General features: G+C 71.7%; 23 protein-coding genes. 15 read left to right on the top strand and 8 right to left on the bottom strand.

What is annotated here, in order from left to right; all coding sequences use genetic code 11:
* Nucleotides 1-44: 44 nt before the first annotated feature.
* The gene (locus ACFVYA_RS10910; protein ID WP_387044478.1) at nucleotides 45-1,247 is read right to left on the bottom strand and encodes an MFS transporter; all 1,203 of its coding nucleotides are present in this window, start codon (nucleotides 1,245-1,247) and stop codon (nucleotides 45-47) included.
* Nucleotides 1,248-1,310: 63 nt separating this feature from the next.
* Here ACFVYA_RS10910 and ACFVYA_RS10905 point away from each other — a divergent pair, with 63 nt between their 5' ends.
* The 3 genes from ACFVYA_RS10905 to ACFVYA_RS10895 all read left to right on the top strand — a co-directional run bounded on the left by ACFVYA_RS10905 (nucleotide 1,311) and on the right by ACFVYA_RS10895 (nucleotide 4,391).
* Entirely contained in the window at nucleotides 1,311-1,814 is a 504-nt protein-coding gene (locus ACFVYA_RS10905) for an ArsR/SmtB family transcription factor (protein WP_387044476.1), read from the top strand.
* A gap of 42 nt (nucleotides 1,815-1,856) precedes the next feature.
* Entirely contained in the window at nucleotides 1,857-3,305 is a 1,449-nt protein-coding gene (gene hflX, locus ACFVYA_RS10900; RefSeq protein ID WP_387044474.1) for a GTPase HflX, read from the top strand.
* A 72-nt stretch (nucleotides 3,306-3,377) separates the two neighbouring features.
* Entirely contained in the window at nucleotides 3,378-4,391 is a 1,014-nt protein-coding gene (locus ACFVYA_RS10895) for an esterase-like activity of phytase family protein (protein ID WP_387044473.1), read from the top strand.
* Nucleotides 4,392-4,467: 76 nt separating this feature from the next.
* Here ACFVYA_RS10895 and lexA read toward each other — a convergent pair whose 3' ends face one another.
* Nucleotides 4,468-5,127: a transcriptional repressor LexA gene (gene lexA / locus ACFVYA_RS10890; RefSeq protein WP_285989667.1), complete on the bottom strand. Its 660-nt coding sequence runs from the start codon at nucleotides 5,125-5,127 to the stop codon at nucleotides 4,468-4,470.
* 360 nt (nucleotides 5,128-5,487) lie between these two features.
* Between lexA and ACFVYA_RS10885 the strand changes: the two genes are divergently transcribed.
* From ACFVYA_RS10885 to ACFVYA_RS10875, 3 genes are all read left to right on the top strand, one after another.
* Nucleotides 5,488-5,958 (top strand): LysM peptidoglycan-binding domain-containing protein, encoded by a 471-nt coding sequence (locus ACFVYA_RS10885; RefSeq protein ID WP_387044470.1) that lies wholly within the window; start codon nucleotides 5,488-5,490, stop codon nucleotides 5,956-5,958.
* A gap of 464 nt (nucleotides 5,959-6,422) precedes the next feature.
* Nucleotides 6,423-6,917, top strand: coding sequence for a transcriptional regulator NrdR (nrdR, locus tag ACFVYA_RS10880; protein ID WP_285989669.1), 495 nt, complete (start codon nucleotides 6,423-6,425; stop codon nucleotides 6,915-6,917).
* A gap of 30 nt (nucleotides 6,918-6,947) precedes the next feature.
* On the top strand, nucleotides 6,948-9,767 hold the full coding sequence (locus ACFVYA_RS10875; RefSeq protein WP_387044468.1) for a vitamin B12-dependent ribonucleotide reductase: 2,820 nt from the start codon (nucleotides 6,948-6,950) through the stop codon (nucleotides 9,765-9,767).
* Nucleotides 9,768-9,816: 49 nt separating this feature from the next.
* On the opposite strand, the gene ACFVYA_RS10870 is transcribed toward ACFVYA_RS10875, so the two are convergent.
* Nucleotides 9,817-11,337 carry an FAD-dependent monooxygenase gene (locus ACFVYA_RS10870; RefSeq protein ID WP_387044466.1) on the bottom strand — a complete coding sequence of 507 codons (1,521 nt, stop codon included), beginning with the start codon at nucleotides 11,335-11,337 and terminating at the stop codon, nucleotides 9,817-9,819.
* A 92-nt stretch (nucleotides 11,338-11,429) separates the two neighbouring features.
* Here ACFVYA_RS10870 and ACFVYA_RS10865 point away from each other — a divergent pair, with 92 nt between their 5' ends.
* The 3 genes from ACFVYA_RS10865 to ACFVYA_RS10855 all read left to right on the top strand — a co-directional run bounded on the left by ACFVYA_RS10865 (nucleotide 11,430) and on the right by ACFVYA_RS10855 (nucleotide 13,666).
* Nucleotides 11,430-12,125 (top strand): TetR/AcrR family transcriptional regulator, encoded by a 696-nt coding sequence (locus ACFVYA_RS10865; RefSeq protein WP_387044464.1) that lies wholly within the window; start codon nucleotides 11,430-11,432, stop codon nucleotides 12,123-12,125.
* A 19-nt stretch (nucleotides 12,126-12,144) separates the two neighbouring features.
* On the top strand, nucleotides 12,145-12,855 hold the full coding sequence (locus ACFVYA_RS10860) for a hypothetical protein (protein ID WP_387044462.1): 711 nt from the start codon (nucleotides 12,145-12,147) through the stop codon (nucleotides 12,853-12,855).
* A 64-nt stretch (nucleotides 12,856-12,919) separates the two neighbouring features.
* Nucleotides 12,920-13,666 carry a ferritin-like domain-containing protein gene (locus ACFVYA_RS10855; protein ID WP_285989674.1) on the top strand — a complete coding sequence of 249 codons (747 nt, stop codon included), beginning with the start codon at nucleotides 12,920-12,922 and terminating at the stop codon, nucleotides 13,664-13,666.
* On the opposite strand, the gene ACFVYA_RS10850 is transcribed toward ACFVYA_RS10855, so the two are convergent.
* The gene (locus ACFVYA_RS10850) at nucleotides 13,663-14,208 is read right to left on the bottom strand and encodes a TetR/AcrR family transcriptional regulator (RefSeq protein WP_387044460.1); all 546 of its coding nucleotides are present in this window, start codon (nucleotides 14,206-14,208) and stop codon (nucleotides 13,663-13,665) included. The genes ACFVYA_RS10855 and ACFVYA_RS10850 overlap by 4 nt on opposite strands.
* Nucleotides 14,209-14,286: 78 nt before the next feature.
* On the opposite strand from ACFVYA_RS10850, the gene ACFVYA_RS10845 reads away from it, so the two are divergent.
* Together ACFVYA_RS10845 and ACFVYA_RS10840 are read left to right on the top strand one after the other, a co-directional pair.
* On the top strand, nucleotides 14,287-14,898 hold the full coding sequence (locus ACFVYA_RS10845) for an FMN-dependent NADH-azoreductase (RefSeq protein ID WP_387044459.1): 612 nt from the start codon (nucleotides 14,287-14,289) through the stop codon (nucleotides 14,896-14,898).
* On the top strand, nucleotides 14,898-15,212 hold the full coding sequence (locus ACFVYA_RS10840) for a DMT family transporter (protein WP_387044457.1): 315 nt from the start codon (nucleotides 14,898-14,900) through the stop codon (nucleotides 15,210-15,212). The genes ACFVYA_RS10845 and ACFVYA_RS10840 overlap by 1 nt, the downstream gene beginning before the upstream one ends.
* On the opposite strand, the gene ACFVYA_RS10835 is transcribed toward ACFVYA_RS10840, so the two are convergent.
* Entirely contained in the window at nucleotides 15,202-17,214 is a 2,013-nt protein-coding gene (locus ACFVYA_RS10835; RefSeq protein WP_387044455.1) for a prolyl oligopeptidase family protein, read from the bottom strand. The genes ACFVYA_RS10840 and ACFVYA_RS10835 overlap by 11 nt on opposite strands.
* A 112-nt stretch (nucleotides 17,215-17,326) precedes the next feature.
* On the opposite strand from ACFVYA_RS10835, the gene ACFVYA_RS10830 reads away from it, so the two are divergent.
* Nucleotides 17,327-18,304, top strand: coding sequence for a neutral zinc metallopeptidase (locus tag ACFVYA_RS10830; protein ID WP_387044453.1), 978 nt, complete (start codon nucleotides 17,327-17,329; stop codon nucleotides 18,302-18,304).
* On the opposite strand, the gene ACFVYA_RS10825 is transcribed toward ACFVYA_RS10830, so the two are convergent.
* Complete coding sequence (locus tag ACFVYA_RS10825; protein ID WP_387044451.1) at nucleotides 18,297-18,869, bottom strand: TIGR03086 family metal-binding protein; 573 nt, start codon at nucleotides 18,867-18,869, stop codon at nucleotides 18,297-18,299. The two genes, ACFVYA_RS10830 and ACFVYA_RS10825, sit on opposite strands and share 8 nt — an antisense overlap.
* Nucleotides 18,870-18,951: 82 nt before the next feature.
* Between ACFVYA_RS10825 and ACFVYA_RS10820 the strand changes: the two genes are divergently transcribed.
* From ACFVYA_RS10820 to ACFVYA_RS10810, 3 genes are all read left to right on the top strand, one after another.
* Nucleotides 18,952-20,364, top strand: a complete 1,413-nt coding sequence (locus tag ACFVYA_RS10820; RefSeq protein ID WP_285989681.1) for a PLP-dependent aminotransferase family protein — start codon at nucleotides 18,952-18,954, stop codon at nucleotides 20,362-20,364.
* The gene (locus ACFVYA_RS10815) at nucleotides 20,361-20,807 is read left to right on the top strand and encodes a hypothetical protein (protein WP_387044449.1); all 447 of its coding nucleotides are present in this window, start codon (nucleotides 20,361-20,363) and stop codon (nucleotides 20,805-20,807) included. The genes ACFVYA_RS10820 and ACFVYA_RS10815 overlap by 4 nt, the downstream gene beginning before the upstream one ends.
* A 102-nt stretch (nucleotides 20,808-20,909) precedes the next feature.
* Nucleotides 20,910-21,341 (top strand): CBS domain-containing protein, encoded by a 432-nt coding sequence (locus ACFVYA_RS10810; protein WP_387044447.1) that lies wholly within the window; start codon nucleotides 20,910-20,912, stop codon nucleotides 21,339-21,341.
* Between the two features lie 18 nt (nucleotides 21,342-21,359).
* On the opposite strand, the gene ACFVYA_RS10805 is transcribed toward ACFVYA_RS10810, so the two are convergent.
* Nucleotides 21,360-21,698, bottom strand: a complete 339-nt coding sequence (locus ACFVYA_RS10805; protein WP_387044445.1) for a hypothetical protein — start codon at nucleotides 21,696-21,698, stop codon at nucleotides 21,360-21,362.
* A gap of 7 nt (nucleotides 21,699-21,705) precedes the next feature.
* A complete protein-coding gene (locus tag ACFVYA_RS10800) occupies nucleotides 21,706-22,266 on the bottom strand; it encodes a hypothetical protein (protein ID WP_387044443.1) in 561 nt (186 codons plus the stop codon).
* Nucleotides 22,267-22,273: the final 7 nt, after the last annotated feature.

Here is a 22,273-nt window from a genome sequence, read left to right as displayed (position 1 = left end):
CATTATTTTTTTTTGGTTTTTGGTTGGGTGTTCTTTTTTTTTTATTACACCCCCCCCACCCCCACCCCCCGGGCGGCCCCCCCCCCCCCGCCCCCCGCGACCCAGATCGCCCCGCGCAGCCCGAGACCTTCGCCGAGCACGCCGCCCAGCAGGCCGCCGAGCGGCAGCGTGCCCCAGACGAGGAACCGGACGCTCGCGTTCATCCGGCCCAGCAGCCGGTCGGGGCAGATCGCCTGACGATAGGAAACCTGCGCGACGTTGTAGACGATCACCCCGAACCCGTAGACGACCTCGCCGAACGCGGCGAGCACGAGCCGCCAGTCCGCGCCGGTCCAGGGGAGCAGCAGGTGTGCGGGCCAGGACAGCAGCGGGACCAGCCAGATCGTGCGGGCGTGCCCGATCCGGCGGGTCAGCGCGCCGGAGAAGACCGCGCCGAGGACGCCGCCCGCGCCGCCGACGGCGAGCATCACCCCGACCAGCGCGGGGGACAGCCCGACGGTGCGCGTGAAGAACAGCACCTGGACCGCCACGAACGCGCCGCCGAAGAGGTTCGCCGTCGCCGTGCACGCCACGCTCGAGCGCAACGGCTTGTCGGAGAAGACGAATCGCAGCCCTTCCGCGATCTGCTGCCCCAGGCGCAGGTGCCCGGTGGGTTCCGGCGCCGGCTCGGTCGCGCGGATCCGCAGCAGGCACAGCGCCGACGTCAGGTAGCCGAAGGCGGTGACGAGCACCGTGCTGGCCGCGCTGATCAGCTGGACCAGCACGCCCGCGCCGCTCGGCCCGGCGACCTGGGCGACCGATTGGACCGCCTGCAGCTTCGCGTTGCCCTCCAGGAGGTGCTCCCGCCCGACGAGCGAAGGCAGGTACGACTGGTAGGCGATGTCGAAGAAGACCGTCGCCACGCCGACGAACAGCACGACGACGATCAGCTGGGCGAGCGTCAGCACGCCGGCCCACCAGGCGAGCGGCACGCTCAGCAGGAGGGCGAAGCGGACGAAGTCGGCGGTGAGCATGACCCGGCGGCGGCGCATGCGGTCCACCCACACGCCCGCGGGCAGCCCGATCAGCAGGAACGCGAGCGTCTGGGCCGCGGTCAGCAGGCCCATCTCGAACGGCGTCGCCGCCAGGGTCACCGCGGCGAGCAGCGGGATGGCGGTGTATCCGACGGCCGTGCCGAACTGGCTGGCCGTGTCGCCGGCCCACAGCCGCCTGAAGTCGGCATGGAAGAACAGTGACCCCCTGGACATGGCGACGAGTGTGCCGCGAGTGATTGGAAAGTGTCAATCACTGTTCGCTCTAAGCTGGGCGCCGTGCTCCCCGCGAAACGACGTGCCGCGACCGAGGCCGAGGCCGCCGCACTGGCCTCCGGAATACGGCTGCGCATCATCCGGTTGACCTTTTCGGAGGCGCTGACGAACAAGGAGCTGGCGCAACGGCTGGACCGAGATCCCGCGACCACGCTGCACCACGTGCGCAAGCTCGTCGAGACCGGCTTCCTCGCCGCGCAGCCGCCGCGCCGCGGGACCCGGGGCGCCAAGGAAATTCCGTATCTTTCGACGGGGCTTTCGTGGACACTCGACTCATGCGGTGACAAGGGCGTGGAACAGGCGGTTCTCGAGGCTTATCTGGCCGAGATCGCCGAGACCGGATTCGAGGGCGTGCACCAGTCGCGCCTGGTCGTCCAGGTGGCCCCCGAGGAGCGGGTGGAGCTGGAAACGCGGCTCAACGCCCTGCTCGAGGAGTTCCGTGCGCGCCCACGCCGTCCCGGCGCCGAGCGCACCGCGGTCTACCTCGCCACCTATCCCAGCACGTAAAAGTTCGGTTCCCGCGGCGAATCGTGGGAACATGGAGGCACGATGACAGAACTGACACACACCGAAGACCACGACGACGACCTGTACGACGGCGACCCGTCCACAGGCGAAATGGAGCTCGAGGACCGGGCGTCGCTGCGCCGGGTCAGGGGACTGTCCACGGAGCTGGACGACGTCACCGAGGTCGAGTACCGGCAACTGCGGCTCGAGCGCGTCGTGCTGGTCGGCGTGTGGACCGAGGGCACCGCCCTGCAGTCCGAGGCGTCGCTGGCCGAGCTGGCGCGCCTGGCCGAGACGGCGGGCTCGGAGGTCCTCGAAGGCCTCATCCAGCGGCGGACCAAGCCGGACCCGGCCACCTACATCGGCTCGGGCAAGGTGCGGGAGCTGCGGGACATCGTCGGTTCCACCGGCGCCGACACCGTGATCTGCGACGGCGAGCTCTCGCCGGGCCAGCTGCGGCAGCTCGAGGAGAAGGTCAAGGTCAAGGTGATCGACCGGACCGCCCTGATCCTCGACATCTTCGCCCAGCACGCCCGGTCCAAGGAGGGCAAGGCGCAGGTCGAGCTGGCCCAGCTCCAGTACCTGATCCCGCGGCTGCGCGGGTGGGGTGCGTCGCTGTCCCGGCAGGCCGGTGGCCGCGCCGGTGGCGCGAACGGCGGCGTGGGCCTGCGCGGTCCCGGTGAAACCAAGCTCGAGACCGACCGGCGGCGGATCAACAAGCGCGTGGCGAAGCTGCGCCGGGAGATCGTGGCCATGGACACCATCCGCGAAACCAAGCGCGGGCGGCGGCTGGCCAACGAGGTGCCCAGCGTGGCGATCGTCGGCTACACCAACGCCGGCAAGTCGAGCCTGCTCAACGCGCTGACCGGGGCCGGGGTGCTGGTGGAGGACGCGCTGTTCGCCACCCTCGACCCGACCACGCGGCGCGCGCAGACGCCGGACGGCCGCGGCTACACGCTGACCGACACCGTCGGGTTCGTGCGGCACCTGCCGCACCAGCTGGTGGACGCGTTCCGCTCGACGCTGGAGGAGGCCGCCGACGCGGACCTGCTCGTGCACGTGGTGGACGGGTCCGACCCGGCACCCGAAGAGCAGGTCAGCGCGGTGCGCGAGGTGCTCGGCGAGATCACGCGCAAGCGCAAGGAGCCGCTCCCGCCGGAGCTGCTGGTGATCAACAAGATCGACGCGTCCGACGACGTCAGCCTGGCCCGGCTGCGGCACGCACTGGCGGGATCGGTGCAGGTCTCGGCCCGGACCGGGGCGGGCATCGCCGAGCTCGTCGAGGTGATCGCCGAGCGGCTGCCGCGGCCGGAGGTCACGGTCGACATCCTGGTGCCCTACTCGCGCGGCGAGCTGGTCGCGCGGGCGCACGCGGACGGCGAAGTCCTCGAAGAGGAGCACGTCGAGGAGGGCACGCGCCTGCTGGTGCGGGTCCGCCCGGACCTCGCGGCGGCTTTGCGCGAGTTCGAGACCAACTCGACGACGGCCTGACACGTCTCCGAGTAGGTTCCAGTGTGCGGTCCACGGGGGATCGCACACTGGGATTTCCTCGGAGGTGGCTGGGTGCGCTGGGTTGTCGCGTTGGTCTTCTTGGCCGTGTTCGGCGGGTCGGTGCCCGCTTCGGCGGCCGAAACGCCGCAGCCGTTGTGCACGATGAAGGACTCCCGGATCGGCGAGCTCTCCGGCCTGGTCTCCGACGGCTCGCAGCTGTACGCGATCAACGACGGCGGCAGCAAGGTCCAGGTGTTCGTGCTGGGCCGGGACTGCAAGGTCCAGAAGGTCCTCACGGACAAGACCGACCCCTTCGACGTCGAAGACCTGGCCCGGACGCCGGACGGGCGGCTGTGGCTGTCCGACACCGGCGACAACCAGAAGGGCCGGCTGACCGTCGCCCTGCTGGAGATGAGCCCGCAGGGCAAGCTCACGCTGCACCGGCTCACCTACCCGGACGGCCAGCACGACACCGAAGCGCTGATCATGGACAAGGCGGGCACGCCGTACCTGATCACCAAGGACGTCCTCGGCGAGGCCCGCGTGTACCGGCCGTCGGGGCCGCTGGCGAGCCCCGGCCCGACCAATCTGGAGAAGGTCGGCACCGTGAAGATCGCCACGACGGACACGCAGGGCGGCCCGGTGGGCTCGATCGGCTCGGTCCTGGTGACAGGCGGCGCTTCGACGGCCGACGGCAGCGTCATCGCGCTGCGGACCTACACGGACGCGTACGTGTACGCGGCGCCGGACGGCGACGTCCTGGCGGCGCTCCAGCGCAATCCGGTGCGGATCTCGTTGCCGGGGGAGAAGCAGGGCGAGGCGATCGCGTTCGACCCCGACGGGACGTTGATCTCCGGCAGCGAAGGCGTGGGCCAGCCCCTCCGCACGGTGCGGGGCGCGGCGGCGTTGGCCGCGCAGTCCGGCGCACCGGCGGAGGGAACGACCTCGACCGGCACCGGCGCTTCGGCCGGCTCGGCGGAGGACGGGTCCGGGCTTCCCATCCTGCCTGCCGCCGGGATCACGGTCGCGGTGGTCGGCCTGGGCTGGTTCGGCTTCAGCAAGCTGCGCCGCCGAACTCGCCGCTGACCTTCGGCTCCCCACGGCCGAAGATCATCCGATCCGGTGAATCTCCCGGGCCGTGCGAAAGCCCGGGATCGGCCTCTTAAAGCCGTCGGAGCACGGCCACGACCTTGCCGAGCACCGTGGCGTCGTCACCGGGGATCGGCTCGTACGCCTCGTTGTGCGGCATCAGCCAGATGTGGCCGTCCTTGCGCTTGAACGTCTTGACCGTGGCTTCGCCGTCGATCATCGCCGCGACGATCTCGCCGTTGTCCGCGTCCGGCTGCTGGCGGACCACGACCCAGTCGCCGTCGGTGATGGCCGCGTCGATCATCGAGTCGCCGGTGACCTTCAGCAGGAACAGCTCGCCCTCGCCGACGATTTCCCGCGGCAGCGGGAAGACGTCCTCGATGGACTGCTCGGCCAGCACCGGGCCACCGGCGGCGATCCGGCCGACCAGCGGCACGTACGCCGCCTTCGGCATGACCGGCTGCTGGTCCATCTCGATGCCCATGGGGTTGTCGTCGGTCGCCGAGAGGACGCCGACCGCGCGCGGGCGGTTCGCGTCCCGGCGCAGGTAGCCCTTGCGCTGCAGGGCGCGCAACTGGTGCGAGACCGACGAGGTCGAGGTCAGCCCGACCGCCTCGCCGATTTCGCGGACGCTCGGCGGGTAGCCGAACCGGCTCACCCACGAGCGGATCACGTCGAGCACCTGCTGCTGGCGGACGGTGAGGGTCTCGTCCACGTCGTACACCTCGGGCATGGTGTGCACCTTGCCCGAGCCGCCGGGGGACCCACTGGTCCTGCCCGCCTTGTTCTCCTTCGCCACTGCGTCGCCTCCCAGACGTTCGCTGCACGTATCTGCGCGCCGGCCGCCGCCCGCGGGGTGCGGGCAGCCTCGCCGGGCGGCATCTGCCCGGCAGATGCCCTGGTCACCGACGTTAGCCCCCGGGCACGACGATTTCAAACATCTGTTCGATCGACACGCCGTGTCCGCTCGATTTTGTCGGTGGCAGGTGGTAGACCTTCGCACGGGCGTTCGATAGAACGCCTGTTCGACCTTGATCCACGGGCCGCTCCCGGTCCGGGGAACGGGCGGACACAGGGTTTCGAGGAGGTTCGGATGTCCATTCTGGCCGAACGCGGACACGTTCGCCCGGCGACCCCGGTCCCGGCGCCCCTTCGTCCCGTGCGCGTCCTACGCGGTCGCCGCGGCGAGGTGCACCGTCCGCCGACGCGCGCGCGGGTCGTGGCGGGCCGCCGCCCGGCCGGCGCCCCCTGTGCGGCGCCGCGGCGGATGCCGGTGCGCTGGCCGTGGCTCGCCGCCCTCGCCGTCGCGAGCTGCCTGGTGGTCACCGGGCTGGGGCTCTTCGGCGGTGGCGTCGCGGCGAACTCCCCGGTCCCGGAGCGGACCGCGACGGTGTCGGTCGAACCGGGCGACACGCTCGCGTCGCTGGCCGCGCGATTCGCGCCGGAGAGCGACCCCGGCGCGGTGGTCGCCCGGATCAAGCAGCTGAACCGCCTGGACGAGGCCGTCCTGGTGGCCGGGCTGCCGCTCACGGTCCCGGTCGCCGACGCCGTCCCCGCGCCCTGATGCCGTCCCGCAGATGACGTCCGGCGAGAATCACCCGCTCCGGTGAAACCGCCGATCGGCCGGGAAGCGGTGTCCCGCCGCGCTCGCGCGCCGGTCCCGGCGGTGCTCGACACTGCTCCACCAGGGTGACGCTGCCCCGGCTGCCGTGCTGCGGCGATCCGGTTCCGGACGAAGCACGGTCCGGCCTTCGCGTGCCGCCCGGCCAGACCTCACCCGGCCGAGGTGGAACCCGGCCGTGTCGCTTGCGCCCACCCCCGCCGAGTTCTACGCTCGCCCGCTATATGTAGTAGTTACACCGCTGTAGTTGGTCCACAGGTTGGGGTAGACTGGACAGCAGTTGTCCACAGCTGGTCGGCGTTCACCCACCGGATGTCCACAAAACGATCACCAGGCGCGCTGGATGCGTGGTGGCCGCGAGGACGTCGATCGCGGGCGGCCGGCGATGAGGGGAAGGTGATCGGCGGATGAGGTGCCCGTTCTGCCGGCATGCGGACTCCCGGGTCGTCGACTCGCGAGAGGTGGATGAAGGCCAGGCGATCCGACGGCGGCGCTCGTGCGCGTCGTGCGGGCGCCGGTTCACGACGTCGGAGACGATGGTGCTCGCCGTCGTCAAGCGGTCCGGCGTCACCGAACAGTTCAGCCGGGACAAGGTGGTGAGCGGCGTCCGCCGCGCCTGCCAGGGCAGGCCGGTCGACGACGACGCGCTGCAGCAGCTCGCGCAGCGCGTGGAGGAGTCGATCCGCTCCGCCGGGCTGGCGGAGATCCCGAGTCACGAGGTCGGCCTGGCCATCCTGGGCCCGCTGCGTGAGCTCGACGGGGTCGCCTACCTCCGGTTCGCCAGTGTCTACCGTTCTTTCTCCTCGGTCGAAGACTTCGAGAAGGAGATCGCCGACCTCCGTGAGGCCATGGCGGGTTCTGCTGCCCAGGAGGACAGCGATCAGCGCGACGACGGCGACTGAGCCGTCCCGCTGCGGGAGAGGGTTCAACCGATGACGGAAACCGTGGGAACGGGGGCCCGCGCGGCCACCGGCAAGAAGGGCAAGGCCGCCGGCGGGCTGAGCGTGCGGCGCGTCTTCACGACCGAGGGGCAGCACCCGTACGACCAGGTGACCTGGGAGCAGCGGGACGTCGTCATGACGAACTGGCGCGACGGCTCGGTCAACTTCGAGCAGCGCGGCGTGGAGTTCCCCGATTTCTGGTCGGTCAACGCCACCAACATCGTCACCAGCAAGTACTTCCGCGGCGCCGTGGGCAGCCCGCAGCGCGAACGCAGCCTCAAGCAGCTCATCGACCGGGTCGTGCAGACCTACGTCAAGGCCGCGCGCGACCACGGCTACTTCGCCGCGCCGCAGGACCTCGAGATCTTCGAGCACGAACTCACCTGGATGCTGCTGCACCAGGTCTTCAGCTTCAACTCCCCGGTCTGGTTCAACGTCGGTACGCCGTCGAAGCAGCAGGTCAGCGCCTGTTTCATCCTCGCGGTCGACGACACGATGGAGTCGATCCTCAACTGGTACCGCGAAGAGGGCCTGATCTTCAAGGGCGGCTCCGGCGCCGGCCTGAACCTCTCCCGCATCCGCTCCTCGAAGGAACTGCTGACCTCCGGCGGCACCGCGTCCGGGCCGGTCTCGTTCATGCGCGGCGCCGACGCGTCCGCGGGCACCATCAAGTCCGGCGGCGCCACCCGGCGCGCGGCGAAGATGGTCGTGCTCGACGTCGACCACCCGGACATCGAGGAGTTCATCCAGACCAAGGCGCGCGAAGAGAAGAAGATCAAGGTCCTCCGCGACGCCGGGTTCGACATGGACCTCTCCGGCGCGGACATCTCCTCGGTGCAGTACCAGAACGCGAACAACTCGGTCCGCGTGTCCGACGAGTTCATGCAGGCGGTCGAGAACGGCACCGACTTCGGCCTGCGCGCCCGGCTCACCGGTGAGGTCCTCGACCGCACCGACGCGAAGAAGCTGTTCCGCACGATGGCCCAGGCCGCGTGGGAGTGCGCCGACCCCGGCATCCAGTACGACGGCACGATCAACGACTGGCACACCTGCCCGGAGTCGGGCCGGATCACCGCGTCGAACCCGTGCAGCGAGTACATGCACCTCGACAACTCCAGCTGCAACCTGGCGTCGCTGAACCTGCTGAAGTTCGTCACGCCCGAGGGCACGTTCGACGCGCCGCTGTTCGCCCGCGCCGTCGAGTTCGTCATCACGGCGATGGACGTCTCGATCTGCTTCGCGGACTTCCCGACCGAGCCGATCGCCGACACCACGCGGAAGTTCCGCCAGCTCGGCATCGGCTACGCCAACCTCGGCGCGCTGCTGATGGCGCTGGGCCACGCGTACGACTCCGACGGCGGCCGCGCGCTCGCGGCGGCGATCACGTCGCTGATGACGGGCGTGTCCTACCGGCGTTCGGCGGAGATGGCCCAGGTCGTCGGCGCGTACGAGGGCTACGCGCGCAACGCCGAAGCGCACCAGCGCGTGATGCGCAAGCACGCGGCGGCGAACGAGCTCGTCCGCACCTACCACTCGAACGACGCCGCGGTCCGCGCGCTGGCGACCGAGGAGTGGCAGAAGGGCATCGAAATCGGCGCGAAGCACGGCTGGCGCAACGCGCAGGCGTCGGTGCTCGCCCCCACCGGCACCATCGGTTTCATGATGGACTGCGACACCACCGGGATCGAGCCGGACTTCTCGCTGGTGAAGTTCAAGAAGCTCGTCGGCGGCGGCTCGATGCAGATCGTCAACCAGACGGTGCCGCGCGCGCTCGAGGCGCTGGGCTACCTGACCGAGCAGGTCGAGGCGATCGTCGAGTACGTGGCGCAGAACGGCCACGTCGTCGACGCGCCGGGGCTGCGGCCCGAGCACTACGAGGTGTTCGACTGCGCGGTCGGCGAGCGCTCGATCGCGCCGATGGGGCACGTCCGGATGATGGCCGCGGTGCAGCCGTTCCTGTCCGGCGCCATCTCGAAGACGGTCAACATGCCGGAGTCGGCGACGGTCGAAGAGGTCGAGGAGATCTACTTCCAGGGCTGGAAGCTCGGCCTGAAGGCCCTCGCGATCTACCGCGACAACTGCAAGGTCGGCCAGCCGCTGTCGACGGCGAAGAAGGAGAAGGCCGCCGACGTCGCGGAGCCGGAGAAGGTCGTCGAGTACCGGCCGGTGCGCAAGCGCCTGCCGAAGAAGCGCCCGAGCCAGACGGTGTCGTTCACGGTCGGCGGCGCGGAGGGCTACCTGACGGCGGGCTCGTACCCGGACGACGGCCTCGGCGAGATCTTCGTCAAGCTCGGCAAGCAGGGCTCGACGCTGGCCGGCGTGATGGACGCGTTCTCGATGTCGATCTCGGTCGGCCTCCAGCACGGCATCCCGCTCGAGTTCTACGTCTCCAAGTTCTGCAACCTCCGCTTCGAGCCGGCAGGCATGACGGACGACCCGGACATCCGCATCGCGACGAGCGTGATGGACTACCTGTTCCGCCGCCTGGCCCTGGACTACCTGCCGTACGAGAAGCGCTCACAGCTGGGCATCCTCTCGGCGGACGAGCGCTCGGCCGAGGTGGAGGCGACGTACGGCAATCCCGGCGTCGACCTGGAGGCCCTGCAGTCCACAGTGGACGCGTCGCCGGAGCCGCACGCGGAAGAACCGGAGCACCCCCACCGCGAAGCCCGCACGACGACGGAGCTGATGGAGCTCCGCCTCGGCAAGGCGGCGGACGCCCCGCTCTGCATGACGTGCGGAACGAAGATGCGCCCGGCGGGCTCGTGCTACGCCTGCGAAGGCTGCGGCGCCACCTCCGGCTGCAGCTGAGGGGTTTTCCGGCTGAGCCGGGCGGACAGCCGCCCGGCTCAGCCCCCGGTCAGCGCGCCAGAACCCGGTCCACCACCCCGGCGAACTCGTCCGGCTGCCCTCGCCACGCGATGAAGTGGTCCGGGCGCACCAGCACTCCGCCGCCGCCCGCGATCCCCGTGACGCGCAGCCATTCTTCGTCCTCGACGACGCGGACGTCGAAATCTCCCGTGCGGGGCCAGTCGCTGCCAGGGCCGGTGAGCAGCGTGAGCCGCCGCCCGACCAGGTCCAATGTGGACATGCCGTCGGCCGGCCACGTGTGCGGTACGCGGGAGCCGGGCGTGCCGTCGAGGACGACGTCTTCCGTGGACGGCAGCTCCGTCCGCGCTCCGAGCACCGCGGTCGAGGCGTAGCGGTAGCCGAGGTGCACGATCGGGGCGTTGACCACGCCCGCGGCGGCGCGGGCGGCGGCCGCCGCCGGGCCCTGCTCCCAGTGCAGGCGCGGATCCGCGAGCCGCAGCAACGCCTGCTCGAGCGCCAGGGCCGCCACCGGACGGCGTTCGGCTTCGTAGGTGTCCAGCAGTGCCGGGCCCGCCGAGCCGCCGAGGACCGCGGCCAGTTTCCACGCCAGGTTGTGCGCGTCGGCGATGCCGGTGTTCGCACCGAACGCGCCGAGCGGCGGCACCGCGTGCGCCGCGTCGCCGGCCAGGAACACCCGGCCGGCGCGGAATCGATCGGCCAGCAGCCCGCGCACCCGCCACGGCAGCACGCTCAGCACCTCGACCGCCAGCTCCGGGTCGCCGACGGCGGCGCGGATCAACGCGCGACAGCGCTCCGGCGGGAAGGCCGCCGCCGGTTCGTCGCCGAGTTCGGTGTGGAAGATCCAGTCCTTCTCGCCGTCGACCGTCACCAGCATCCCCGGTGACTCGGGCGTGGTGATCGTGCAGTTCGCGAAGTGCAGGCCTTTGGTGTGGGGGGTCAGATCGGCGCGGAAGAGGATGTTGAGCAGGGGCTGTCCGAGCGCGCCCGGGCCGGTGGTGCCGATGCCGAGGGCGGCGCGCAGCTCGCTGCGGCCGCCGTCGGCCGCGACCAGGTAGCTCGCGCGCACGGTCCGCCTGCCGTCCGGGCCGTCGAGGACCGCGGTGACGCCGGTGGCGTCCTGCTCCGCCGAGACGAGCGTGGTCGAGTACGCGACCACGGCCCCGCGCTGCCGCAGCGTGCTCAGCAGCACCGCGTCGAGCCGGTCCTGCGGGCAGGTGCCGCGCAGCACGCCGGGACTCAGTGCGCTCGCCGCCAGGTTCGGGCTGTTCGGCACGGCGGGCGGGGTGTCCGGCAGGTCCGCCGTCGCCAGGGTCGGGGCGGTGATCTTGCCCAGCGTGGCGGCCGGCCGGACGGCGACGGCTTCGACGTCGCCGTCGATCCCGGCCTGGCGGAAGAACTCCATCGTGCGGAAGCCGAGGCCGGTGGCGCGCGGGTGGGCGGACGGGCCGGTCGCGCGGTCCACGACCAGCGCCTCGACACCGTGGTCGGCGAGGAAGAGCGCGGTGGACAGGCCGACGGTGCCCCCGCCGGCGATGAGGACGGGAATCATGCGGTACCCCCAGTTGTGGCTACGGTGTTCTCGTATGGCTACACCGTATCCACTGAGGTAAGCTGCGCGCAACGGACGAGGGGAGAACGAGGATGGCCGACGAGCCGGCGCTGGTGTGGGCGAAGGAGCGGCGCAGCCCGCGGCGCCAGGCCCCGGGGGTCGAGCAGATCGTGCGGACGGCGATCGCGATCGCCGACGCCGACGGGCTGCCCGCCGTCTCGATGCGCCGGGTCGCGGCGGACCTCGGCTCGGGAACGGCGTCGCTCTACCGCTACGTCGCCAGCCGCGACGAGCTCCTCGACCTGATGATCGACGAGGTCAAGGGCGCCGAGCAGACCGAAATCACCGGTGATTGGCGCGCCGACCTGGCCGGCGTCGCCCACCAGGTCCGCCGGACGCTGCTGCGGCACCCCTGGCTGAGCGGCGAACTCCCGGGCCGCCCGGCGCTGGGCACGAACTCCCTGCGCCGGCACGAAGCGGCCCTCACCGCGGCGGCCGGCTTGACGGCCGACATCACGTCGGCGGCGGCCGTGGTGGACACGGTGCTGGCGTACGTCTTCGGCACGGTCGCGCAAGAGCTGGCGGAGCTGCAGGCCCAGCGCCGGTCCGGGCTGACGAAGGAGCAGTGGCAGGCGAGCGTGGGCCCGTACATCCGCGACATCATCGCGAGCGGGCGGTACCCGCAGTTCACGCGCCGCGTGGTCGAGGGCGCGGAGTGGGGCGCGGAACGGACGTTCGAGTTCGGCTTGAACTGCGTCCTCGACGGCGTCGCGGCCCGCGTCGGCTGAAGCAATTCGGTGGCCGCCGGTGCCGGCCGGCGCCTATCGTGCCGCCGAGGACGCCGAAGGGGGACAGCGGATGCGGCTCGCCGGCCGGGAGTGGCGGACGCTGGTCAGCACGGCCCGGCTGGACGGCCGCGACCACCGGGTGATCCGGCCGGCGCGCCCGATCGCCCACGCCTCCTTGTCCGAAGGGCGGCACGGGGCCCAGCTGTGGGTCGGCCAGGCCGCGGCGGCGGATCTCGCCTGCGCGTGGTGGCTGGCGGCGCGGTCGCCGCGCAGCATCGTCCACCTGCCGCTGCGGTCGGGCGCGCCGGACTGCGGCGGGGAGCACGGCGGCCGGTTGCTCGATCTGGTGCTGCTGCACCACAGCCTTGCGTTCCCGGTGTCCGGCTGGAAGCGGCTGCGGGCCCGGCTGTCCCCACCCGTGCCGCACAAGGTGACGCTGCCGCCGCGGGCCTTCCCGCCCGTGGACCACACGCGGCGGTGGTACCGGGGGTTCCGGGACCACCTCCACTGGCGGGTCGCCGCCGACACCCTGTTCGTCACCGGCAGCCGGCCGGCGTACGAATTCCAGGGCGAACAGGTGCGCGCCCTCGCCGAGGACGCCCCGGCCCGGCTGGCCGAGGACCCCGGCGCCCACTGCTGCGCGGAGATCGAGCTGGGGACCTGGAGCCCGTACTCGCGCCGGAACCCGCTGGCGCTGCTGCACGTCGAGTGCTGCGTCCGGCACGGGTGAACCTTCACCGGATCTCCACAAAAGCCACCCAGCGGATCCACCGCCGCGCGGCATCATCGGTGTGATGACCTACGCACACTGGCTCCAGGACTTCGAAACCGAGGCCGAACGCCGCAGGCGGCGCGAAGACCCGCCCTGGGAGCGGGGCGCGAAACTCCACCCCGACGTGGCGAAGAGCGTGCAGCGGTTCCAGGTCGGCGAGGCCGGCGACGGCGCCAACCTCATCGCGAAAGCCGCCGGGGACGACACCTACCTCGCCGCCGTCGAGCTGTTCGTCGCCGAGGAGCAGAACCATGCCCGGATGCTCGCCGGGCTGCTGACCGCCGCCGGGGTGCCCACCATCGGGAAGCACTGGTCGGACACCGTGTTCGTCAAGCTGCGGCGGGCGCTCGGGCTGCGGCTGGAGCTCATGGTGCTGCTCATCGCCGAGGTCGTCGCCCTGCGGTACTACCGCGCCCTGCGGGACGGCGGCGGTGATCCGCTGGTCACGCAGGTCGCCGCGCGGATCCTCGCCGATGAGGAGCGGCACGTGCCGTTCCACTGCCACCGGCTCGAGGTCGCCTTCCGCGGGCTGGGAAAGCCCGCCCGGGCGGCGGTGTTCGGCGCGTGGCGGGTGCTGCTGCTCGGCGTCGCGGCCACGGTCGCCGCGGACCACGGCGCGGCCTTGCGGCGCCTCGGTGTCGGGAGGCTCGTCTTCGTCGCCGACGTGCTCACCGCGTTCGAAGCCGCGCTCGCGCGGATCCGGGGCGAGCAGCCGAAACCGGGACCGCGGTACACCCCGAAGCGCGCCCGGCCGCGCGGGCTCTTCTAAAGGAGGCCGGCCAGCTGCCGCAGGGCCGCGGTGATCCGCTCCGCCGGCACCCCGCGAGACGTCTGGTGCAGGAACAGCTCCGGTGCCAGCGGGGCCAGCAGCACGTCGGCCAGCACGTCGGGGTCCGGCGCGCCCGCCGCCTCCGCCAGGACGCGGACGTGCGTGCGCCAGAACCCGTAAGCGCCGGTCGTGAAGCGGGAGTGGCCCACCTCGGCCCCCAGCACCAGGGGCGCGTGCCGCTCCAGCAGTCCGACCATCGCCTCGTAGAACGCCGCCAGGCGGGCGGCCGGGGGTGCGCCCGGGCCCAGCGGCGGGTCGCCGCGCAGGAGCGCCTCCTGCAGGCGCCGCTCGTGCTCGTCCAGCAGGGCCACCGCGATCGCCGCGCGGTCCGGATAACGGCGGTAGAGCGTTCCGCGGCCCACGCCGGCCGCCCGCGCGATGTCCTCCATCGTCACCTCTGCCGCGCCGCGGGCGGTGAACAGCTCTTCGGCCGCCGCGAGGATCTTCGCGCGGTTGCGGGCCGCGTCGGCGCGTTCGGGCATGGGCGCCAGCCTAGGGAATATCCGGACAGGGCGTCCAGTTGACTCAAGCGGACGCCGTGTCCACTTGAGGAGGAAATCGTGTCCCACCTGCTGCACCTCGACTCCAGCGCCCGCCGCTCGTCGTTCTCCCGCGAGCTGTCCGCCCGGTACGCCGCCACCTGGGCGGGCACCCGGACCTACCGCGACCTCGCCGCCGACCCGGTCCCGGTGATCGGCGAGGCGTGGACCGAAATCTGTGACGCCCTGCTCGCCGCGGGGATCACCGACCCCGCGCACTACGCCGATGTCGTCAGCACGCCGGAGCGGAAGAAGGCGTGGGCGATCGTCGAGCCGCTGCTCGCCGAACTGCTCGAAGCCGACGTCGTGCTCATCGGCGCGCCGATGTACAACTTCTCGATCCCGGCCGCCCTGAAGGCCTGGATCGACCAGGTGACGTTCCCGAAGATGTCCCTGCGCGGCAAGAAGTTCGTCATCGCCGGCGCGCGGGGCGGGACGTACGCGGAAGGGACGCCGCGGGCGCCGTTCGACCACCACGAGCGCTACCTGCGGGACTTCATCGCCGGGCACTACGACGTCGGCGACGTCCGGTTCGTGCACGCCGAGCTGACCAACGCCCTGGTCGACCCGCACCTGGCCGCGCGCGAAGGCGAGCGCGTCGCCTCGCGGGAAGCCGCGCTGGCGGCGCTCTGATGGGCTGGGTGACGCTCGTCCTCGCCGGGCTCGTCGAGATCGCCTGGTCGCAGAGCATCAAGCCGACGGAGAACTTCACGCGGCCGTGGCCGACGCTCCTGTGCTTCGTGCTCGGCGCCGCCGCGGTGTACCTGCTGTCGCGCGCGATGGACACCGTCGGAGTGGGCACCGCCTACGCGGTGTTCACCGGGATCGGCGCCGTCGGCGCGATCGTGCTCGGCGTCGTCGTGACCAAGGACCCGCTGAGCGTCGGCCGGGTGGCGGCGCTGGCCCTGATCGTCGGCGGCGTCGTGCTCGCGCGGCTCACTTCGTGAGCTGCTCCCACAGGAACTCGAACACCAGCGCCCACTTGAACGCCAGCTGCTCGTTGTCCGCCGCGGCGCCGTGGCCGCCCTCGATGTTCTCGTGATACCGGACGTCGTGCCCCTGCTCACGCATCCGCGCCACCATCTTGCGGGCGTGGGCGGGGTGCACGCGGTCGTCACGCGTCGACGTCACGAACAGCGACGGCGGATACGTGCGTCCACTATGGACGTTCTGATACGGCGAGTACTTCGAGATGTACTCCCACTCCGCGGCTTCGTCGGGATCGCCGTACTCGGCCATCCACGACGCACCGGCCAGCAGCAGGTGGTAGCGGCGCATGTCGAGCAGCGGCACCTGGCTGACGATCGCGCCGAACCGGTCCGGGTAGCGCGTCAGCATCACGCCCATCAGCAGGCCGCCGTTGCTGCCGCCCTGGATGCCGAGCTTCGCCGGCGTGGTGATGCCGCGCTCCACCAGGTCCGCGGCCACCGCGGCGAAGTCCTCGTACACGCGGTGACGCTCGGCCTTGATGGCCTGCGTGTGCCAGCCGGGCCCGTATTCGCCGCCGCCGCGGATGTTCGCGACGACGTACGTCCCGCCGCGGGCGAGCCAGCCGCGGCCGATCATCCCGCTGTAGGACGGCGTCAGCGAGACCTCGAAGCCGCCGTAGCCGGTCAGCAGCGTCGGGCCGCCCTCGGCGCCGGACGGCCGGACGACGAAGTACGGGATCTTCGTGCCGTCCTCCGACGTCGCGAAGTACTGCGCGACGCTCATGTCCGAAGCGTCGAAGAACGCCGGAGCCTGCTTCAGGACTTCGACCTCTTCACCGACGTGGCCGTAGCTCAGGGTCGACGGCTGGAGGAAGCCGCTGGAGTCGATCAGGTACTCGTCGCTGACGTCGGGATCGGTGTCGAAGATGTCCGCGCTGCCGAACTCCGGGCCGCCGGCCAGCGGCGCCTCCTGCCAGCCGTCCGGGCCCGGGGTGAGGGTGCGCAGCTCGGTGCGGACGTCGCGCAGCGTGCCGAGCAGCAGGTGGTGGCGCGTCCAGGCCCAGTAGCTCAGCGAGGTGTGCTCGTCGGGGGTGAACAGCGTCGTGAAGTCCCGGTCGCCGGCCATGAAGGCGTCGAAGAGGATGGCGATCAGCGAGCCTGCCGGGTGTTCCGTGCCGCCGACGGTCCACGCCGTCCGCGGCCGCACCAGCAGCCACTCGCGGTGCACGGACGCGCTCGCGTCGTCCGGGATGTCGATCTTGACCAGCCCGCCGGACGTCTTGAGGTGCAGTTCCGAGCGGTAGAAGTCGATCGCGCGGCTGACGAAGTCGCGTTCGAAGCCTTCGGTCGGGTCGTGGGACGCGCCGATCGAGACGTCGTCGGGCTTGCCTTCGAAGACCGTGACGGCTTCGGAGAGCGGCGTGCCGCGGCGCCACTCCTTGGCCAGCCGCGGGTACCCGGAGCTGGTCAGCGAACCGGGACCGAAATCCGTTCCGATGTAGACGCGGTCGACGTCGATCCAGCCGATCCGCGTCTTCGCCTCCGGGACCGTGAAACCGTCCGCGACGAACTCGTGCGCGTCGAGGTCGAACTCGCGCACGACCGTCGCGTCCGCACCGCCGCGGGACAGCTCGACCAGGCCGCGCCGGTAGTCCGGCCGCAGCACGGTCGCGCCCTGCCAGACCCAGTTTTCGCCTTCGGCCTCGGCCAGCGCGTCGACGTCGAGGAGCAGCTCCCACTCGGGCTCGGCCTGCCGGTAGGACTCGAGCGTCGTCCGCCGCCACAGGCCGCGCGGGTGGCTCGCGTCCTGCCAGAAGTTGTAGAGGAACTCGCCGCGGCGGCGCACGTACGGGATCCGGTCGTCGGCGTCGAGCACCTCGCGCAGTTCGTCGCGCAGTTCGGCGAACCGCGCGCCGGCGGTCAGTTCGGCCAGCGTCTCGTCGTTGCGGGCGCGCACCCAGCCGAGCGCGTCGTCGCCGGTCACGTCTTCCAGCCACAGGTAAGGGTCCTCGACACTCATGCCGACAGTCTCGCCCGGTGAGGGGCAGCGCGGCCACCCGGTGGCGTTTTCGTTTCGTGATCCCTGCCTCCCGGGGTGTCCGTATGCTGGTGCCACACAGCAGGGGGAGACCGTGAACGAGGCCGAACCGCCGTGGCCGGGGACGGCCCGGCCGCCCGAGCCCGCGTGGGCGCCGGAGCCGAATCCGTGGGCGCCCAGCTGGGCCCCGGCCCCGCCGGTCCCGATCGCCCCGCCGCGCAACCGGCTCTGGGGTGCCGTCACCGGGGTCCTGATCGTCGTGGTGGCCTTCTCCCTGATCGCCGCCACCATCCCGCACCGGGTGGACGGCCGCGCGTTCGCTGTGCAGGGCGCCGATCCGGGCCGGGCATACGGCGGCACCGGCAAGCCCCCGAAGGCCGTGCCGGAGCTGGCGCGCAACCCCCTGCTCGGCGACGGCATCAGCCCCGGGCCCGCCACCTGCACCCTGCCCGAACTCGGCCGGGCGGCCGAACAGCTCAAGGCCTACTACGGCGCGCTCGTCGGCTGCCTGGAGCAGTCGTGGCGCCCGGCGCTCGAGAAGGCGAACGAGCCGACGCTGACCGCCACCGTGTCGGTGACGCTGCCGGAGCACAGCTCGTGCGGCGAAGCGCCGGCGGAGAGCGAAGCCGTCGCCTACTACTGCGGCGGTGACACGACGATCTACGCCCCGACCGACTGGATGCTGTCGGACGCCGGGCTCAACAAGGCCCGGCACATCGCGACGCTCGCCCACGAGTACGGCCACCACGTGCAGCGCGAGAGCGGCATCCTCTCCGCGGCGGCGGACAAGATGACCTCGCCGGACGAGGACAGCGCGGCCGACAAGGAGGTCGTGCGCCGGATCGAGCTCCAGGCGAACTGCTTCGGCGCGCTGTTCCTGGCGGCCGTCGCCGGCACGGGCTCGATCAGCCGATCGCTGGCGAACGCCGCGGTCGCCGACTACGGCCGGGCCAACAACAGCGACACCCACGGCTCGCGCGAGCACCAGCTGTCCTGGGCGAAAGCGGGCTACGACGGCAAGGCCACGAAGGCGTGCGACACGTGGAGCGCCCCGGTCGGCGAGGTCAGCTGAGGGTCCAGGCGGGGTCGCGGCCGAGGAGGGCGAGGAACCGGTCGAGCGGGCTCGCGTCCGCGGGGACCTCGACGCTGCGGGCGAACGAGCCGTTCTTCTCGCGGCCTTCGTCCGGGATCCGTTCGGCCAGCTTCGAGGCGATGTACACGGCTTCGGCGTCCGGCTCGTAGGGCAGGCCGAGCGTGCGGGCCAGGTCCCAGCCGTGCGCGACCGTGTCGACCAGGTGCATGTGCGCGGCGATCGAGCCGGGGAACGTGCCGAAGTGGTTGATGGTGAGCTGCCGCTCCAGCACGGCGTCGCCGGCGAAGGCGTCGAGGAAGTCGTCGACGGACGCCTGGTACGCGGCGTAGGCGTCGTCGCCGAGGACACCGGCGTCCCAGTCCGGCGCCGAGCCTTCGCGGGCCGCCGTCGCGAAGGCGTGGTTCTCGCTGACCTGGTGGCGGAGCAGATCGGCGAGGGTCCAGCCGGCGCACGGGGTGGGGCGGGCGAGGTCGGCGGGTGTCACGCCGGCGACGAGCTTGTCGAGGATGAGCAGCGTGCGGCGGTCGAGTTCGCGAAGATCCATGCCGGCCACGCTAGGCGGGTAAGCGGACCACGAACAGTGCCAAAACCGCGGCAAGCTTTGTGTGCCAATCTAGACTGACCGGGTGGAGATCCACATCGACCTGAGCGGGACGCGCGGCCACCGCGACGCGATCTACCGGCAGCTCCGCGCGGCGATCCTGGCTGGCCGGATCCGGCCCGGTGAGGCCCTGCCGCCGACCCGCGAGCTCGCGCAGCGGCTGGCGGTCTCCCGGACGACGGTCAGCGCGGCCTACGACCGGCTCACCGCCGAAGGGTTCCTCGCCGCTCGCGTCGGCGCGGGCACGTTCGTCACGGCGTCGCCGGCTTCCCCCGAGCCGGTGCCGGACGTTCCGGGTGTGCGGCCGCTGCCGGAGTGGGACGCCGTCCCGCCGCCGCCCGCGCCCTTCGCCCCGGCGCCGGAGTTCGACTTCCGGCCCGGCGTCCCCGACCTCTCGCTGTTCCCGTTCGACACCTGGCGGCGGCTGATCACACAGCGGCTGCGGGCCGGCCAGGCCGACCTGATGACCTACGGCGACCCGCAGGGCCACGCCGCGCTGCGTGCCGAAATCGCCCGGCACGCCGGCGTTTCCCGGGACGTCCGAGCCGGTGCGGCGCAGGTCGTCGTCACCGCGGGGGCGCAGCAGACGACCGATCTCGTCGCGCGGGTGCTGCTGCGGACCGGCGACCTCGCCGCCGTCGAGGACCCCGGGTACCCGCCGCCGCGGCTGGTGCTCGGCGCGCGCGGGGTGCGGGTCGCGCCGGTGCCGGTGGACGCGTCCGGGATCGTGGTCGACGCCATCCCGGCGGGGACGCGGCTGGTGTACGTGACGCCGTCGCACCAGTACCCGCTCGGCCTGTCGATGTCGCTGGACCGCCGCCTGGAGCTGCTCGACTGGGCCGAGCGGAACGACGCGGTGCTCGTCGAGGACGACTACGACACCGAGTTCCGCTACACCGGACGCCCGCTGGAACCGTTGCACAGCCTCGATTCCCGTGGCCGGGTCGTGTACGTCGGCTCGTTCTCGAAGGTGCTCTCGCCGGCGCTGCGCCTGGGTTTCCTCATCGCGCCGCCGGCGCTCGTGCCCGCCTTGGTCAAGGCCCGCTACCTCACCGACTGGCACGCACCGAACGTCGAGCAGGCGGCGCTGGCGGCGTTCATGGCCGAAGGGGGGTTCGCCCGGCACGTCCGGCGGATGCGGAAGGTCTACCGCGCCCGGCACGAGCTCCTCTCGGCGGTGCTCGCCCGGGACTTCGCGGACTTCCTGACGCCGTTGCCGTCGACGGCGGGCCTGCACCTCAGTGCGGTCGCGCCGGCGGACTGCGGCCCGCTGGTCCGCGCCGCTCGCCGCCGGGGCGTGCGGCTGTACTCGCTGGGGGATTTCGGCGTGGGGGAGCGGCGGCACGGCCTGGTGTTCGGTTACGGTGCGGTCGCGGCCGAGCGGATCGAGCCCGGACTGGCCCGGCTGCGGGCGCTGGCGGACGAAGGAGTGGCATGACCGACGACGTGATGGTGGCGATCGACGCCGGTCTGCGGAAGCACATCGGCGGCGACCGCGCCGGCGCGTACGCGACCTTCGCGCAGCTGTGGGCATCGATCGGCGACGACGGCGACCCGCTGCACCGCGTCGCGCTGGCCCACCACATGGCCGACGTCTGCGACGACCCGGCCGAGGAACTCGAGTGGGACCTGCGGGCCCTGGCGGCGGCGGATTCGCTGACCGACTCGCGGGCCAGGGAATACCATTCGTCCCTGGCGGTGCGCGGGTTCTACCCGTCGCTGCACCTCAACCTGGGCGAGGACTACCGCAAGCTCGGCGACCTGCCGGCGGCGCGCGAACAGCTGGCGCTGGCCCGCGCGCGCCTGGACGCCCTCGGCGACGACGACTACGCGGCCGGGATCCGGCTGGCCCTCGACGGCCTGGCCGAACGGCTCGGCTGAATCGCCACCCTTACCACGAAGACGCCCCGTTTGCCGGACTTTCGCGGGGCGCCGGAGGGCCCTAACCTGTGGTGATCCAGCTCACCGACGGGAAGGATCGCCATGCGGATTGCGGATCTGCTGCGCACGAAGGGGTCGGCGGTCGCAACGGTCACCCCGGAGACGACGGTGACCACGCTGCTGGCCGGACTGGCCGAACACAACGTCGGCGCGATGGTGGTCGTCGCCCCGGACGGTTCGATCGCGGGAATCGTCTCGGAACGCGACGTCGTCCGCCGCCTGCACGAACACGGCCCGGCCCTGCTCGACGGCCCGGTGTCGGAGATCATGACGAAACTGGTGGCCAGCTGCGGCCCGGAGGACTCGGTGGACCAGCTGTCGGTCCTGATGACGGAACGCCGCATCCGCCACGTCCCGGTCCTGGCCGAGGGCCGGCTGGCCGGGATCGTGTCCATCGGGGACGTCGTGAAGAACCGGATGGAACAGCTGGAGCAGAGCCAGGAACAACTGCAGGCCTACATCTCCCAGGGCTAGGGGCCGGCCGGAGCAGCATCAGCGACGATCCCGGCGTCGTGGCTGCTCCGGAGACCGCTGTTTGCGCTCGGAGCGAGGCGGGTTGCTCGTCGCGCCTGCGTCGGCTTGCCGTCGTAGAGGTTCGACCTGGCTCCTCCGGGCACTGCGGGCGGCCCGGGCGCTGTACTTCCGGGCTGCTTTCAGCGTGTGGTCACTCAGTTCCTTGAGCAGCGGGGCCACGGCCGAGGCGGCCGCGCCCTGTGCGGCCCGCCCGCTCGCCAGGAGGTAGACCGCCGAGCTTGCGGCCGCCACCCGGGCCTTGGCGGACAGCGTGGACACCACCTTCAGCGAGGTGGCGGTGAACTGGTCCCTGTTCATCGTCGTCTCACCGCTTTCGATCGACGATCAGCGCGCCGTGGGCGACCAGAACGGGTAGTGCTTCGGCGAGCAGAGCCAGCACTCTCTCGAGGCACGACGAGTCATTCCCGGCGATCTGCCGGGCGATCTCGCCGACCGTCGAGCCGTCGGCGAGCGACCAGGCGAGGTAGGTCACCGGGTCGACTTGGAGCAAGGGACGGGTATCGGCGCCGAGCACGAGCATGGTTCCGTCGCCTTGCCGGCCACCGCCGAGTCCGGCAGACGTCATCCGGTGGTCGCGGGCGAAGGGCCCGATGTCCCTTCGCAGAACCACCAGGAGCCCGCGGGACAACAGCGTCTCGACTTCGGCCGCCGGGCTGGGAACGCCCTGGCCGGATACCCACTCGATCAGTTCTCCCGGCTCGCGCCGGAAACGGGCCTGCCACCAGATGTCATAGGACAAGGGACTGAGCTGGAGGAAATCCCCACCGGCCCGGATCACGTGACTGCTGAGCCGGGTGGAATCGGCGTCGCCCTCCCACATGTCGCCGACGCCGAAGCCGATCGGCAGTAGCTTGGCGCTGTCCAACCGGACA

It is taken from the genome of Amycolatopsis sp. NPDC058278, from assembly GCF_042881395.1.
In the GTDB taxonomy this organism is placed as follows: Bacteria; Actinomycetota; Actinomycetes; order Mycobacteriales; family Pseudonocardiaceae; genus Amycolatopsis.
This window is presented reverse-complemented; position numbering and strand designations above follow the sequence as displayed.